Annotated in this window: 8 protein-coding genes; 6 read left to right on the top strand and 2 right to left on the bottom strand. The window is 67.0% G+C overall.

Features of this window, described 5'->3' with window-relative positions; translation table 11 throughout:
- Both D7D26_RS00040 and D7D26_RS00035 read left to right on the top strand, forming a co-directional pair.
- The gene (locus D7D26_RS00040; RefSeq protein WP_120371536.1) at positions 1-2,838 is read left to right on the top strand and encodes a PD-(D/E)XK nuclease family protein; all 2,838 of its coding nucleotides are present in this window, start codon (positions 1-3) and stop codon (positions 2,836-2,838) included.
- A complete protein-coding gene (locus tag D7D26_RS00035; protein ID WP_120371535.1) occupies positions 2,828-6,457 on the top strand; it encodes a UvrD-helicase domain-containing protein in 3,630 nt (1,209 codons plus the stop codon). Before D7D26_RS00040 ends, D7D26_RS00035 begins: the two co-directional genes overlap by 11 nt.
- 168 nt (positions 6,458-6,625) lie before the next feature.
- On the opposite strand, the gene D7D26_RS00030 is transcribed toward D7D26_RS00035, so the two are convergent.
- Positions 6,626-6,991: a VOC family protein gene (locus D7D26_RS00030; protein ID WP_078016206.1), complete on the bottom strand. Its 366-nt coding sequence runs from the start codon at positions 6,989-6,991 to the stop codon at positions 6,626-6,628.
- 207 nt (positions 6,992-7,198) lie between these two features.
- On the opposite strand from D7D26_RS00030, the gene D7D26_RS00025 reads away from it, so the two are divergent.
- From D7D26_RS00025 to carB, 4 genes are read left to right on the top strand one after another with little or no spacing between them, the layout of a single operon-like run.
- Entirely contained in the window at positions 7,199-8,131 is a 933-nt protein-coding gene (locus tag D7D26_RS00025; protein WP_120371534.1) for an aspartate carbamoyltransferase catalytic subunit, read from the top strand.
- A complete protein-coding gene (locus D7D26_RS00020; RefSeq protein WP_120371533.1) occupies positions 8,128-9,174 on the top strand; it encodes a dihydroorotase in 1,047 nt (348 codons plus the stop codon). The genes D7D26_RS00025 and D7D26_RS00020 overlap by 4 nt, the downstream gene beginning before the upstream one ends.
- 49 nt (positions 9,175-9,223) lie before the next feature.
- Complete coding sequence (locus D7D26_RS00015; RefSeq protein ID WP_233543406.1) at positions 9,224-10,327, top strand: carbamoyl phosphate synthase small subunit; 1,104 nt, start codon at positions 9,224-9,226, stop codon at positions 10,325-10,327.
- Entirely contained in the window at positions 10,314-14,408 is a 4,095-nt protein-coding gene (gene carB, locus D7D26_RS00010; RefSeq protein WP_120371531.1) for a carbamoyl-phosphate synthase large subunit, read from the top strand. Before D7D26_RS00015 ends, carB begins: the two co-directional genes overlap by 14 nt.
- Before the next feature lie 67 nt (positions 14,409-14,475).
- On the opposite strand, the gene D7D26_RS00005 is transcribed toward carB, so the two are convergent.
- On the bottom strand, positions 14,476-15,099 hold the full coding sequence (locus tag D7D26_RS00005) for a flavodoxin family protein (RefSeq protein WP_233543405.1): 624 nt from the start codon (positions 15,097-15,099) through the stop codon (positions 14,476-14,478).
- Positions 15,100-15,398 lie beyond the last annotated feature (299 nt).

The raw sequence follows: 15,398 nt of genomic DNA, 5'->3' as shown, positions 1-15,398 counted from the left end.
ATGCCCTTTGAACTGTACGCTTACCGGCGTATCGGCGATCTGGAACGGCTGCTGCGCGCCCTGCCGCCGGCGCGGGGCCGCACGTTCCTCGTGGCCGGTTCGGGCGACCGCGAACTGCTGGCCGAAACGCTGTCGGGAACGGAGACGTCGCCGGAGTATCGGATCCGCCGCTGGGACGAGATCTACCGCTTCTTTGCGGAAGAACTGAGCGTCGAAAAGCCGCGCGTACAGATCGACCCGCCCGACCACTGGCTGCTGCTCTGGAGCATCGTCAGGCGTTACCGCGAATCCGGCGGCGTCCTGCCGGCGGGCGCGCAGCGCCGCGGCTTTCTGACGCTGCTGGGCTCGCAGATCCGCGAGCTGATCAGCGAAGAGGTGCCGCCGGAAAGCCTCGCGGCCGTCTGCGAAGAAGGCGACCAGCTCGGCCGGGCCTTCGTCAGCCTGTACCGCGCGTATCTCGGAGCGCTCGACCGGCAGGGGCTTTCGGACAGCGCCGGCGTTACCACGGAAACGCGCAAACTCCTCGACCTGCCCGGCGCGGCGGACGTGTGCCGTTCTCTCGATCTCGTGCTCGTCGGATTTTCCAGCCTGACCCATTCGCAGCTGGCGCTCGTGCGCGCGCTCGTCGGGCACGGCGCGGCCGTGCGCCTGTGCGCGCCCGTCGCCGATCTGGCCGGGGCCTACGGCGCGGCGCAGCAGTTCGGCGTCGACGGCGAAGCGCTGTCGGAACGGCGGCCGCTGCGCGCGGTGAAGATCCAGGGCGGCGACCCGCGCCAGGAACTGGAAACGGCGGCGCGCTCGCTGGCGCTTTGGGAGCGAGGCGAAGGGCCGCTGGCGGAGTTGGGGCCGTGGCCGGGGCTGGAAGCCGTGGCCTTTTCGATGCCGCGCTCCCGCCTCGCCGAGGCAAAAGAAGTCTTTGCACGCTACGGGCTGCCCGTCTTTTGGGATTTCCGCCGCGCGATCAGCGAGACGCCGCTCTGGCAGCTCTCGTCGGCCTGTCTCGAAGCGGCCGAGAGCGGCTGGCAGACGGAGCCGACGCTGCGGCTGCTGTCGCTGCCGTGGCTGTGCGGATCCGAGCTCGACATAGAACGGTTGAGAGCGTTCCATCCCCGCGGCGCCAAAGGCTGGGAAAAAGCGCTCGACGGCGCCGGCGCTTCCGCCCGCGCCGCGTTCGTCGACTGCCGCCGCTATGCCGCGAAAGTGCGGCGCGGCGGGACGGCGCTGGAACTGCTGACGGCGCTGCGCGCGTTTGCCTCGGGGCGGGCGCTGATCGTGGCGCGGCTGACGGTCGATGCGCCGGAGCTGGACGGCCGCATTGCCCTGTTCTTGGAAGCGCTGCGCGAGCTGGACCGCAAGATCCTTTTCATCAAAGAAGTCGTACGCGACCTCGGCGAGTTCGGCTCGCAGAAACTTTCCGGCGCCGACGCGCGCGCCTACCTGTCGGCGTGGACCGACGGCACGACCGCCTCGCCGGGGCAGCGCGAGGCCGGCTGCCTGACGGTCTTCGCCGGCGCGCCGTCGCCGCTGTTCCACGCGCCGTACTGGTTCATGATCGGCACGGAAGCTTCGCAGTGGCCGGGCGGCCTTCGTGAGTCGCCGCTGCTCGACGAGGCGCGCAAGGAGCGCCTCCACGGCCTGAGTTCTCTGGGGCTGGACCGCAGCCATCTGCCCCTGTTGTCGGAACAGCGGCGGCAGCGCGAGTTCCTTTTCCGCCGTTTGATCGCCTGCGGCGACCTCTGTACGTTCCTCTGCCGCAGCGCCGTGGACGCGCAGGAGCGGCCGCAGGAGGAATCGGCGCTGATTGCCGCCGCCGCGGCCGACCGTTGGATCTCCGTGGAAAGGACGGTCGCGCGCGGGCTCGATCGTCTTCTCGCCGCGCCGCAGGAAGCGGCGCTGACGCCCGTCGAGACGCGGCAGCCGGATTTCCGCGCCGAGAACTCGCTGCCGGCCAGCCGCGTGCTGCCGGGACGCCTCGAAGCCGCGGCCGCCGAAGTGCGCCTGAGTTCCGTGGACGACTTCGCCGAGTGCCCGTACCTTTTCGCGCTGCGTGCCGTCCTCGGTTACGAGGAGCCGCCGCGCGAGGACGAGTATGACCCGCTCCGCGGCGGCACGGCCATGCACGCCCTCTGGGAACGCGTCTGGCGCGAATACGCCGCGTCGGGCTGCCGCGGCTCGGTCGAAGAGGGGACGCGCCGTCTGTTCGACGGAGTCGTCGGCGAAAACTATCCGGCGCTGCTGCGCTCTCCGTCGCTGAGCCGCGCGCTGCTGGAACTGCGCAGCGGCGCGGAACGCTGCGCAGCGAAACAGGACGAGTGGGAAACGGCGCTGCGACCGCTGCGCGCGGAGATCCTCTGCGAGCTCGACCTGCCGCCGCTGCGACGCGGCGCGGTCACGTTCCGCGGCCGCTGCGACCGCCTCGACCGCCTCAAAGACGGCCGTTTTCTGCTCTGGGATTACAAAGCGGGAAAAGCCTCCGCTTACGGCAAGGCGTTCCAGCTGGGCTGCTACGCGCTGGCCCTCGAAAGCGGCGGGCTGGGCGGAGGCGGATGCGCCGGCTGGGGCTACGTCGGCCAGAAGGACGCCGCCGTTTCCGGCTGTTGGGACGACGACGTCGCCTCGCTGCTGAACAAACGGAGCGGATCGAAAACGCTGCGCGAGCGGAAGGAAGGTGCCGGCCAGCTGCTGTCGGATATCGCCCTGGCCATGGACGCCGGGCAGTTCCCGCCGCGCTACGAGAGCAAACGCTGCCGCGCCTGCGCCTTCGCGGCGATCTGCCGCCGCGGCGAGATGAGCGGCGAACTCGAAGAATCGGAAGAGGAGGGCGCCGATGACGAATAAAGAACGCGGACTGCCGCCTCTGCCGGAAGAAGACCTGGCGCTGCTGAAAAATTACGTCGCCTCGCAGGGCCTGCCCGAGCAGGTCGAGGCGATCACGTCCGACGCGCCGCTGACGGTGGTCGGCGCCGGGGCCGGCACGGGCAAGACCTGGACGCTGGCCTGGCGCTTCGTCTGGACCGTGCTGACGCGCGAAGACGTGCGCCATACGCTGACGCTGACGTTTACCGAAAAAGCGGCGTCGGAGATGCGCCGCCGCATCGCCGCGCTGCTGGCGGACCTCGAGCCGGCGCTCGCCGCTTCGGCCGAACTTTCGCGCCGCCGCGCCGCCGCGCTGGCTTCGCTCGATCAGGCCTACATCTCCACGATCCACGGCTTCGGCGCGCGCGTCATCGGCGAAGCGGGGCTGTCGCTGCCCGTCGAACCGTCGCTGCGCCTCGTCGGCGACGCGGAGGCCGACGAGTTCTGGCGCGAACTGACCGGCGCGCTGGACCGGCTCGACGTTGAATGGTTCTGCTGGGGCATGGACCGCGGGTACGGAGCCTCCGCGCGCGCGCTGCTGAGCGACCCCGGAGCCGCCGACGTGGTGAACTGCTGGCGGCCCGAAGGCGTCGCCGATTTCGCCCGCAGCTTCGAGGGCATGATGTTCGACTTCGGCGAAACCCCCGAAAGCGTTCTCGAAAAGTTGAGCTCCCCCGACGCGCAGGCGCTGGAGCTGCTGCGGCAAAATCTCGGCGCCGAGTTCGCGCGGCTGGCCGACTGCTGGACCGAAGGCTTCGACGTCGATCCCGTTCGATGCGGCGGCACGGGCGATTTCGTCGCGCGCTTCGCCGCCTTCCGCGACCGCTGGAACGCGCGCGGCTTCGCGAGCGAAGCGGACTGCCGCGAGTTCGTCTTCGACGCCGCCGACACCGTCAAAAACGCGCGCGGCAAGCTGGCCGACGCGCTGGCGGAGGCGATGGGCGTCAAGCTGGCCGACTGGCGCAGGGACGCCGACGCGCTGCGAGTCTTCGAGCGCCTGCTCGCCGACGGGTGGAGCGCCGACGAGCTGAGGCTGCGCGCGCTGCTGATCCGCTTCGGCTGGCTGTGCTGGCGCAAGTGGCAGGCGTACAAGTCCTCGCGCGGCGGCATCTCTTTTTCCGACATGATCGCTCTGGCCGCTCAGGCGCTGGAACATGACGAATCTTACGCCGCGCGCTTTTCCGAAGTGCTCGTGGACGAATTCCAGGACACCAACGACCGGCAGGACGCCCTGCTGCGCGCCGTCCGGCGCGCGGCGCGCGCGCGGCTGTTCGTGGTCGGCGACCTGAAACAGTCCATTTACCGCTTCCGCCACGCCGAGCCGGCCATCTTCGAGCGCTATGTCGCCGCGGCGCGCCGCGGCGGCCGTTACGTGAGCCTGTCGGTGTCGTTCCGCAGCGGCGAAAAGATTTTGGACGCCGTCAACGGCCGCTTCGAAAGAATCTGGAAAGACCGCCTCGGCGCGGAACTGAACCAGCCCTACGAGGCGTTGCGTTCGCCGCGCGGTCTGGCGCGCGCCGCCGCGTGGATCGACGAACGCCAGCGCACGGAACTGCCCGTCTGCGAACGGCTGCTGGAAGAATTCCAGCGCGACGAAGAGGGAAGGGCGCGCGAAAGCGCGGCCGCCGCGCGCGACCGTCTGGCGCTGCGTCTGGCGCTGCGTCTCTGCGAGCTGCGCGGACAGGAGGCGAAAATCTGGGACCGCGACCGCCTGCGCCCCGTCCGCTGGGACGACATGGCCGTGCTGACGCCGACCCGCAGCTCCTACGAGAACCTGCAGAGAGCTTTTTCACTCTGCGGCGTCCCCGCCGCCTTTACCGGCGGGCGCAGTTTTTACGCGCGGCCGGAGATCCGTGACGCCTGCGCGCTCTGCGCGTTTCTCGCCGATCCGCGCGACCGCACGGCGCTGGCGGGGTTTTTGTGTTCGCCTTTCTCCGGCCTGCCGCTTGCGGACGCCCAGGCGCTGCTGCCGCTGCTCGACCGCGGCGAGCCGCTGAAAACGCTGGCGGAGCATTGGCCCGGCCCGGCCGCGAAACTGAGATCCCTGGCCCGGCAGGCCATGCTCGAAGGCCCGTCGGCGGCGCTGGCCTCGCTGCTGGCCCGCGGCGACTGCCTGAAAAACGTCCATCCGAAACGGCGCGCCGCGGCGCTGGCCAATCTGCGCCGCGCCGTGGCTCTGCTGGAAGAGTACGAAGCGGGCGTCGGCCCGTCGCCGGCGGGCGTCGCCGCGTATCTTCGCAGCGCCCTGCGCCGCGGCGCGGCCGATCCCGAAGCCAGCGCCGAAGCCGACGGCGACACGGTCAGGGTGATGACGATCCACGCCTCCAAGGGGCTGGAATTCCCGCTCGTGGCCGTCTTCGGTCTGGAACACGGCGGCCGCGCCGGCGCGCGGGAAAAAGGCGTGGCTCCTTCGCGCCATCTGCTGGCGGCCGCGCCGCGTTTCCCCGACGGCTGGCCCGAAGGCGACTGCCTGCTCGGCAAGGCGCACGCCCGTCTCGACGAACGCGCCGAGTACGAAGAACGGACGCGCCTTTATTACGTGGCGCTGACCCGCGCGCGCGACGGCCTGATCCTGTGCGGCCTCATGCCCGGCGGGGGAAAACGCGCGGAAAAAGACCGTTCGCTGCTGTCGATCGAGCGCGCCGGCGGCGAGTTCGTCCCCGCGTCCGGCGAAGTCTCCCGTCGCCAGGCCGACGCCTGGCTGCGCCGCAACGCGGCCGGCGCGCACGAAAAGACGATCCCCGGCGCCGACGTGCCGCTGACCGTCCTCCGCCCGCGCGCGCTGCGCCGCGTCAGCGCCACCTCGCACGCCCTCTGGAGCCTGTGCCCGGCGGCGTGGCGCCTGTCCTTCCGCCAGAACCTCGACCTGAGCTGGAACGCCGGCGAAGGCGAATCGCTTCGCGAAGCGTCCGGCGGCGCCGAGCTGGGCGACGTCGCGCACTGGATCCTTTCCAAATGGGACTTCAGCGACGGCGATTACCGACGCATCCTCGGCCTCCGCGACGGGCACCTGCGCCCCGAATTCCGCCGCGTCTGGCGCGATCCGGCCTCGCGCCGCGAGCTGGAACGCTTTTTGCAGAACTTCCACAGCCCCGGCGGCGAAAAGCTGCTGGCGCGGCTGCGCCGGGCGCTGGCAGAGGGGACGCTGGCGCGCGAATACCCGTTCAAGGTCCGCCTCGGCCCCGTCGAGCTGGTCGGCGCCGTCGACGCCTTCTGGATCGAAAGCGCCGCCGGCCGTCCGGCGCGGCTGTGCGTGCGCGACTACAAGACCACGCGCCTGCCGAAAGACCCGTTGCGCCGCCGCTGGATGGACGATTTTTACGCGCGGCAGCTGCGGTTTTACGCGCTGGCCCTGCGCCGCCAGCGTCCCGAGTTCGCGCCGCTGCAGCTCGATCTGGCGCTGTGGAACCTGCGCGGCGGCGCGGAACAGAAGCTCGAAGCGCTGGACGCGAAGGCCGAAAAAGCGCTGGAAGCCGCGCTCCTGGCGCAGGCGTCCCAAGCGGCCTCCGGCCCGTGGCCGCCCGACCGTTCGCGCTGCGCCGGCTGCGCTTACGCGCGCGCCTGCGTGTTCTGGAGGCACGGAGATCCTTTGGAAATGTGAAATGAACTGTCATAATTTTATTCACTGACTGTCTGGTTTTAGATAAAAATGTTCCACGTGGAACATTCCGAAACGAAAATGCGAGGGCGAACGGCCGGATGAAATCCAGCCGTTCGCCCTCGCGTTTTTGCCGCGGTGCGGCGATCCTTTTTCGTGGGCGAAAAAAGATTATCCGCGCGTGGGCAGCACTTCGATCCAGTACTGGTCGGGATCCTGAATGAAGTAGATGCCCATGGACGGGTTTTCGTAGCAGATGCAGCCCATTTCCTCGTGAAGCCGGTGCGCCGCCTCGAAATCGTCGACGCGCAGCGCCAGATGGAACTCCTGCTCGCCGAGGTCGTACGGCTCGGTACGGTCGTGCATCCAGGTCAGCTCGAGCTGAAAATCGGTGACGCCGTCGCCCAGGTAGACGATCGTGAAACCGTCTCCCTCGATGCGACGCGCTTCTTTCAGCCCCAGCGCCTTTTCGTAAAAAGCCATGCTCCGTTTCAGGTCGAGGACGTTGAAGTTCGTGTGGATGAAGTGAAATTTCATCAGGAAACCCCCTTGCGTCGTTTGAGTTTTTTCATTCTATCACAGCGATCGTAAAAAGACGAAAGTCGCATGAGCGTCGGAAAAAAGAACGTGATTTTCATTGATGCAATCGGTTGCATGAAATCGTTTCGCGGAGTATAATCCGTCTCGGTAAAACCGCGCCGCAGGGTTGGAAGGAAGAACCGCAGTGCCGGAAGGAGGAGTTTTATGTCCTGGAACCGCAAGAACCTGCTCGACCTGAACGACTGGACGCCGCAGGATTTCGAGGATTTCGTGAAGCGCGCTCTGGCGTTGAAACCGCGCCTTGTGAGCGTGCCGAAGCGGCCGCTCGATTCGCTGCGAGGCCTCACCGTGGCGAATCTTTTCTTCGAGAATTCCACGCGCACCCGCAACTCGTTCGACGTCGCCGAACGGATGACCGGGGCCGAGGTGATCGACTGGAGCGCTTCCGGATCGAGCATGTCCAAGGGCGAGAGCCTGCGCGACACGGTCTGGACGCTCTGCGAGATGGGCGTCAACGCGCTGGTGGTGCGCCATTCCGCGACGGGGATGCCTTATTACATCCAAAAGCTCGTGCCGCACGTCCCGGTGTTCAACGCCGGCGACGGCGCGCGCAGCCACCCGACGCAAGGTTTGCTCGACGTCACGGCGGCCGTGGAGCGTTTGGGCAGCCTGAAGGGGAAAACGCTGGCGATCATCGGCGACGTCCGTTACAGCCGCGTGGCGCGCAGCGACGTCAAAGCCTTCCGCGGCATGGGGGCGCGCGTGATCCTCAGCGGCCCGCGCACGCTGATGCCGACGCGTCCCGAGGCGCTGGGCGCGGAGTACGAGCCCGACCCGCGCGCCGCGGCCGCGCAGGCGGACATCCTCGGCCTGCTGCGCGTGCAGCTGGAGCGTCAGGAAGCGGGGCTGTTCCCGTCGGTAAAGGAATATCACGCGCGCTACGGCGCCACGGAGGAACTGCTGGCCTGCGCCCGTCCCGGCGCGGTGGTGATGCATCCGGCGCCGATCAACCGCGGCGTCGAGGTCGCTTCGTCGGTGGCCGACGGCCCGTCGAGCCTGATCCGCGAGCAGGTGCTCTGCGGCGTGCTGACGCGCATGGCTCTGCTCGACATTTGCCTGGGAGGTGGCGCGCGATGAGTTCTCGTTATGCCGTGGATCCGCGAACGCTGAAACTTTCCGAAAAAGTCCTGGAAGCCTGGCGCATCCCCGCCGCGATCGACCTGTTCTGCCGCGCCGGCGCCAAAAGCGGCGCGGCGCTGGCCGCGGAAGCCCGCCGCGGCGGCTGGGGGCTGACGGCCCTGACGGCCGAAGCCGGCAGCGACGGCCCGGGCGCGTTGAAGGCCGCCCGCCTGCTGGCGTCGGAAGACGGCGCGGGGGTGTGGCCGCTGCCCGCGGCGCTGCGCGACAACGGCGCGATGGCCGAGATCGGCCTGATGGCGCGAGACGGCGAAAAGCTGTTCTGCGTGCCCGAAGGATTCGAAGACTGGCGGCGGCTGCGGGCGCTGTTCTGCTACGCTTCCGGGCTGGGCTGCCGCCTCGCCGTGAGGCCGTGCCTGGGCGAGCTGTGCGCTTTCGGCCAGATCAACGACGGCGACGCGGCCGACCGGCTGGGCATGAAAGGCGTCCCCGCCGTCGCCGAAGCGATCGCCGTGGCGGCGGTCCTGACGCTGGCGGGCGAGTGGGGCGTGCCGCTGCACGTGCGCGGCGTCAGCTGCCGCGCTTCGCTGGAAGCGATCCGTGCGGCGCGGGACGGCGGGCAGGACGTGACCTGCGACGTGCCCTTCATGAACCTGATCCATACCGAAGACGAGTACGACGCGGCGTCCCTTGAGGGCGCGCTCAAAGTCTGGCCGGTGCTGCGCGGCGCGGACGACCGCGCCGCCCTGTGGCGGGCGCTCGACGAAGGTCTGATCGCGGCGGTCGTGAGCAATCACTGCGCGCGCAGCGCCGATCAGCTGAGCCTGCCTTTCGAGGAGATCCCCTTCGGCAGCGAAAAGTTGAACGGCGTCCTGCCGGAACTGCTGGACGGCTGGGAGGCGCAGGGCCGCCCCTGCGGCATCGAACGGCTGCTGGCGGCCCTCGGCGAGGGGCCGGCGAAAGTGCTCGGCCGTCCCGCCGCCGGGCGCACGCTGCTGGTTCGCGCCGCATCGGGCTGGCGGGCATTTTACGAAGACGAATGACCGTGGACGAAAAATGGCGCCGCGCGGCGGCGCGGACGGAGAAAAGAGGGTGAGGACTTTGAGAGAGAAAGCCTATCTGGTGCTGCAAAACGGGCGCGTTTTTGCCGGAGAACGCTTCGGCGCGGCCGGCGACGTGACGGCGGAGATCGTTTTCGCCACGGGCATGACCGGTTATCTGGAAACGCTCACCGACCCCAGCTACCACGGGGAGATCGTCGTGCAGACCTTTCCGCTGATCGGCGACTGCGGCGTCATCCGCGAGGATTTCGAAAGCCCGCGCCCGCGGCTGAGCGCGTATATCGTGCGCGAACTGTGCGACGCTCCTTCGAACTTCCGCAGCGGCGGCACGCTTGACGATTATCTGCGGGAAAGCGGCGTAGCCGGACTTGCCGGCGTGGATACGCGCACGCTGACGCGCATCATCCGCGAGCACGGCGTGATGAACGCCGCCGTCTGCTCGCGTCTGCCCGAGGACCTGCCGGCTTTCACGGCGGATCTGGCGGGACGGCGGCTGTCGAGCGACGTCTTTGCGGTGACCTGCGACAAGCCCTTTATCCTCAACCCCGACGGCACGCGCCACATCGTGCTCTGGGACTTTGGCTGCAAAGGCGGCATTGCCCGCGCGCTGACGGAGCGCGGCTGCCGCGTCACCGTGGTGCCGGCGGACACGGCGGCGGTGAAGATCCTTGCCCTGCGTCCCGACGGCGTGCTGCTGTCCAACGGTCCCGGCGATCCCGCCTCCTGCCGCGGCATCGTCGAGAACGTCAACACCGTGGCCGAGACGGGGCTGCCCATGTTCGGCATCTGCCTTGGCCATCAGCTTCTGGCCCTGGCCCGCGGCGCGCGCACGACGAAGCTGAAGTACGGTCACCGCGGCGAAAACCAGCCCGTGCGCGAAACGGCGACGGGGCGTCTGCTGATCACCAGTCAGAACCACGGTTACGCGGTGGAGAACGACAGCATTCCGGCGGAGAACCGTCTGAGCTACGTCAACGTGAACGACGGCACCTGCGAGGGCATCGATTACGGCGGCGTCAACGCCTTTTCCGTGCAGTTCCATCCCGAAGCCTGTGCCGGTCCGCAGGACACGGCGTTCCTGTTTGACCGCTTTTTGAAGAATTGCGAGGAGGCCGTCCGCCATGCCGCTCGATAAAAAACTGAAACGGGTGATGATCATCGGCTCCGGCCCGATCGTGATCGGCCAGGCCGCCGAATTCGACTATGCCGGCACTCAAGCCTGCCGGGCCCTGCGCGCGCTCGGCATCGAGGTGATCCTGGTCAACTCCAATCCTGCCACGATCATGACCGACAGCGACATCGCCGACAAGGTCTACATCGAACCGCTGACGGTAGAGATCCTGAAGCGCCTGATCGAGAAGGAACGCCCCGACGGACTGCTCTCCACCATCGGCGGCCAGAACGGGCTGACCCTGTCCATGCAGCTGGCCCGGGACGGCTGGCTTGAATCGAAAGGCGTCAGACTGCTGGGCGCGTCGCTGGACACGATCGAACGAGCCGAGGACCGTCAGCTTTTCAAGGACATGCTGGAGAAAATCGGCGAACCCGTCATCCCCTCGGCGATCGCGACCCGACTGAACGAAGCCATGAACTTCGGCGCCAAAATCGGTTATCCCGTCATCATCCGCCCCTCCTTCACGCTGGGCGGCACCGGCGGCGGCATCGCCCACAGCGCCGCGGAGATGGAGCAGCTCGCGCGACGCGGACTGGAAGTCTCGCCCGTGGGGCAGATCCTCGTGGAGCGCAGCGTCGCCGGTTGGAAAGAGATCGAGTTCGAGATGATGCGCGACGGCGACGACAACTGTATCGCCATTTGCTCCATGGAGAACCTCGATCCCGTAGGCGTGCACACCGGCGATTCCATCGTCGTGGCGCCGGCGCTGACGCTGGCCGATAAGGAGTACCAGCTGCTGCGCAGCGCGGCGCTTCGCATCGTGCGCGAGCTCGAAGTGCAGGGCGGCTGCAACGTGCAGTTCGCGCTCAACCCCGGCAGCTTCGAATATGCCGTGATCGAAGTCAACCCGCGCGTGTCGCGCTCTTCGGCGCTGGCCTCCAAGGCGACCGGCTACCCGATCGCCAAGGTTTCGGCGCAGATCGCCATGGGCCTGCGCCTTGACGAGATCCCCAACGCCGTCACCGGCAAGACGTCGGCTTTCTTCGAGCCGGTGCTGGACTACGTGGTGGTGAAGATGCCGCGCTGGCCCTTCGACAAGTTCAGCAGCGCCACGCGCACGCTGGGACCGCAGATGAAAGCCACCGGCGAAGTGATGGCGATCGCGCCGACCTTTGAGGAAGCTCTGCTCAAATCGCTGCGCGGCGCCGAGATCGGTATGGATTCGCCGCGCCTCGCTTCCCTGAAGGAGCTCGGCGACGATCAGCTCGAGGCCTGCCTGCGAGAGCCTACCGACCAGCGGCTGTCCGTCGTGTACGAGGCTTTGGGCCGCGGCGTGTCGGTCGATCACGTCCACGACGTGACGAAGATCGACCGCTGGTTCCTGTGGAAGCTGAAAAAAATCCTTGCCGTCGAGAGCGCTTTGCAGAAGTGCGGCGGCGTCCTGCCCGACGAACTGTACGCCGGCGCCAAGGCGACAGGTTTTCTTGACCGCACGATCGAGAAGCTTTCAGGCGCGAAAGTGGAAAAACATTTGGCGCCGGTCTACCGCATGGTCGATACCTGCGCCGCCGAATTTGCGGCCGAAACGCCTTACTTCTACGCCGCCGCTCCGGTCTCGGGCAGCGAAGACGAAGCGGCCGGATTCATCGCCCATCATGCCGGCCTTGCCGCCTCCAAAGGGACCATCGTCGTCCTCGGCAGCGGGCCGATCCGCATTGGCCAGGGCATCGAGTTCGACTACGCCGCCGTGCACTGCGTGTGGGCGCTGAAGCGCCTGGGTTACACGGTCGTGATGATCAACAACAATCCCGAGACGGTCAGCACCGATTTCGACACGGCCGACCGACTTTACTTCGAGCCGCTCACGCCTGAGGACGTGATGGACGTCATCCGACTGGAACGGCCTCTCGGCGTGGTCGTGGCCTTTGGCGGGCAGACCGCCATCAAGCTGACGAAGTGCCTCAGCGAAAACGGCGTCGCCATCCTCGGCACCAGCGCCGACGCCATCGACGCCGCCGAGGACCGCGAGCGCTTCGACGCGATTCTGAGCCGCTGCGGCATCGCCCGCCCCAAGGGACGCGGCGTGGAAACGCTGGAGCAGGCGCTCGCCGCCGCCCGCGACATCGGTTATCCCGTGCTCGTGCGCCCGTCCTACGTGCTGGGCGGCCAGAACATGATCATCGCTTACGACGACGAGAGCGTCAGCAATTACATGCGGCGCCTTCTCGCCATCGGGACCGATGGCCCCGTGCTGATCGACAAATACCTCGAAGGCACCGAGGTGGAAGTCGACGCCGTTTGCGACGGGACCGACGTGCTGATTCCCGGCATCATGGAACACATCGAGCGCGCCGGGGTCCATTCCGGCGACAGCATCGCCGCTTATCCGGCCTGGAACCTTTCCGGCCCCGTCACCGAGAAGCTGGTGGAGAGCACTGCCCGCATCGCCCTCGAACTGGGCGTGAAGGGGCTGGTCAACATCCAGTACGTGATCTACAACAACCGGGTCTACGTGATCGAGAGCAACCCCCGCGCCAGCCGCACGATCCCTTATATCAGCAAAGTCACCGGACTGCCGCTGGTGGATATCGCCACGCAGGTGATGCTCGCCACGCTGACGCCCGACGCGCCGAAGCTGCGCGACCTGCCCTGCGGCACGGGCCTGTACCGGCCCAGCCCTTACTGCGCCGTCAAGGTGCCCGTGTTCTCCTTCGAAAAGCTGAGCGGCGCCGACGTGCAGCTGGGACCGGAAATGAAGTCCACCGGCGAAGTGCTCGGCGTGGGCAAGAATCTTGAGGAAGCCTTGTACAAAGGGCTGATTGCGGCCGGTTACGCCGTGCGTCATCACGAACCGGGCGGCGTGCTGATCAGCGTGCAGGACCGCGACAAGCCCGAGATCGTGGAGCTGGCCCGCCGCCTCGCTTCGCTGGGCTGCCGCCTTTACACCACCGGCGGCACCGCCGAATACCTGAGAAGCCGCGGCATTCGCAGCGCCTCGGTGGGCAAGATCAGCCAGGGTAACCGCGATATTCCTTATCTGCTCGATCAGGGACGGGTGCAGTACGTGCTCTCGACCAGCTCGCCCGACAGCAGCGAGCGCGCCGACGCCCAGGTGCTGCGCAGCAAGGCCATCGAGCGCCGCGCCGCCTGCATGACCAGCCTCGACACGGCCCGCGCCCTCGTCGACTGCATGGTCAGCGGTTACGACGAGGACAACGTGGAGCTCGTCGACATGGCCCATCTGCCGGAACGCAAACGTCCCGTGCGCTTCGTCAAGATGCACTGCGGCGGCAACGAATACATTTATGTCGACACGATCCGCCAGAGCGTCGCCGAACCGGCCAGCCTCAGCGTGGCCCTGTGCGGGCGTCGGCGCAGCGTCGGCGGCGATGGCCTCGTGATCGTCGCCCCGGCCCGGGGAAAAGCCGACGCGCGCATGACCCTTTACGATGCCGACGGCACGCGCGCCCGCATCGGCGGCAATGCGCTGCGCGGCGTGGGCAAATATCTTTACGAGAAACTGGACGTGAAGAAAAAAGATCTGCTGATCGAAACCGACGACGGCGTCAAGGCGCTTCGCCTTTACGACCGCGACGGCGAGATCTACAGCGTCGAGGCGCTGATCGGCCGGCCCGACTTCGACCCCGCGCGCGTGCCCGTTACGCTTAACGCCGACGGCCGGCCCGTGGTCAGTCAGTACTATTCCTGCGGCGGATTCGACGATCAGATTACCTGCCTGTCGCTGGGCGACCCGCAGTGCGTGATCCTGACCGACGACTGCGACGGCGCGGAACTGAGCGTGGAAGGGCCGTTGATGGAACGCGCGGAGATATTCCCGGAAGGGGCCAACGTCAGCTGCGTCAGCGTTGCCGACCGTCACACGCTGCGGGTACGCACGTGGGAGCGCCGCATCGGCGAGACCATGAGCTGCGGCACTTCGGCCTGCGCCGCGGCCGTCGTCGCAGCCAGACTGGGGTTGGTAGACGAAGGCGAGATTTCCGTGAGGACGGCGGGGGGACTGCTGGTCGTCCGTCTCGCGCCTGAGGGGGTATCCCTGATCGGCGGCGTGGACTGCGATTTTGAAGGCGTTATCGAGATGTAGCCGCAGCCGTACGACACAGGGGGTTCGGCGCCAAGCCGAACCCCCTGTGTCGTATGCGCGGTGAAAATTAACCGATGAAGTGCGTCCAAACGTGTTCCTCGTAGGCCGGCGCGGGAATGCCGGCTTTCTGTCCGGCCTCGATGGAACGGAGCATCCAGGCCATGTTGACCCCCAGCGTGCGCATGGTCTGAAGTCCCTCAGCGTCCTGGCGCACGTCGTCGGGCGTGAAGCCGTGCACTTGGTTCCAGTACTGCGAGCCGACAACGAACATGTTGCTGATCAGAAAGTACTGATTGAGCCGCTCGAACGAGGCTGTCGAACCGCCGCGCCGGCAGGACACCACGGCCGCCCCCAGCTTGCCGGCCATGCGGTCGCTGCCGACGTAGAACAGACGGTCAAGAAACGAACACAGGCGTCCCGTTGCCCCGGAATAGTAGACCGGCGAGCCGACCACGATGGCGCCGTAATCGTCGAGCTGGTCCAGCACCTCGTTGACCTGGTCGCCGAAGACGCAGCGTCCTGTCGTTTCGCAGTGACCGCAGGAGGTGCAGTCCTGCATGGGTTTCGTCCCCAGCCAGAGCAGGTCGCTGGCGACGCCCGCGCCGCTCAACGCCTTTTGCAGTTCGCCCAGGGCGGTGAAAGTGCAGCCGTCCCGATGCGGGCTGCCGTTGATCAAAAGCGCTTTTTTCATGTGAAATCCCCCCATGGAATAGATTTTTCACCGGGAATTGTACCACGTTCCGCGGCGCCTTTCGCCGTTTTCCCGCGGCCGCGCCGGCGGAAGGGGTAAATTTTCAGAGTAAATGCAACCTCGTCAAAGTAAATGCGACGGGGTTGCATTTACTTTGACAGGACAAAAGCAGCAAGCAGTCATTACGAACACATAATAACGATCAAGATTGCGCTAACGGAGCAAATTCAAGGGGATGAAAAGCTGTTACGAGGAAATTGTCCGAAAAAAGAGCATACAAAAGTGACCCTCAACTGAAA

It is taken from the genome of Pyramidobacter sp. CG50-2 (genome assembly GCF_003612005.1).
In the GTDB taxonomy this organism is placed as follows: Bacteria; Synergistota; Synergistia; order Synergistales; family Dethiosulfovibrionaceae; genus Pyramidobacter.
The sequence above is the reverse complement of the archived record's forward strand: the minus strand, read 5'-3'. Positions and strand labels throughout refer to the sequence as shown.

Bases quoted from the DNA above. Each gene is read 5' to 3' on its own strand.
- D7D26_RS00040 (WP_120371536.1), top strand. From the start codon at position 1: ATGCCCTTTGAACTGTACGCTTACCGGCGTATCGGCGATCTGGAACGG.
- D7D26_RS00035 (WP_120371535.1), top strand. From the start codon at position 2,828: ATGACGAATAAAGAACGCGGACTGCCGCCTCTGCCGGAAGAAGACCTG.
- D7D26_RS00030 (WP_078016206.1), bottom strand. From the start codon at position 6,991: ATGAAATTTCACTTCATCCACACGAACTTCAACGTCCTCGACCTGAAA.
- D7D26_RS00025 (WP_120371534.1), top strand. From the start codon at position 7,199: ATGTCCTGGAACCGCAAGAACCTGCTCGACCTGAACGACTGGACGCCG.
- D7D26_RS00020 (WP_120371533.1), top strand. From the start codon at position 8,128: ATGAGTTCTCGTTATGCCGTGGATCCGCGAACGCTGAAACTTTCCGAA.
- carB (WP_120371531.1), top strand. From the start codon at position 10,314: ATGCCGCTCGATAAAAAACTGAAACGGGTGATGATCATCGGCTCCGGC.
- D7D26_RS00005 (WP_233543405.1), bottom strand. From the start codon at position 15,099: ATGAAAAAAGCGCTTTTGATCAACGGCAGCCCGCATCGGGACGGCTGC.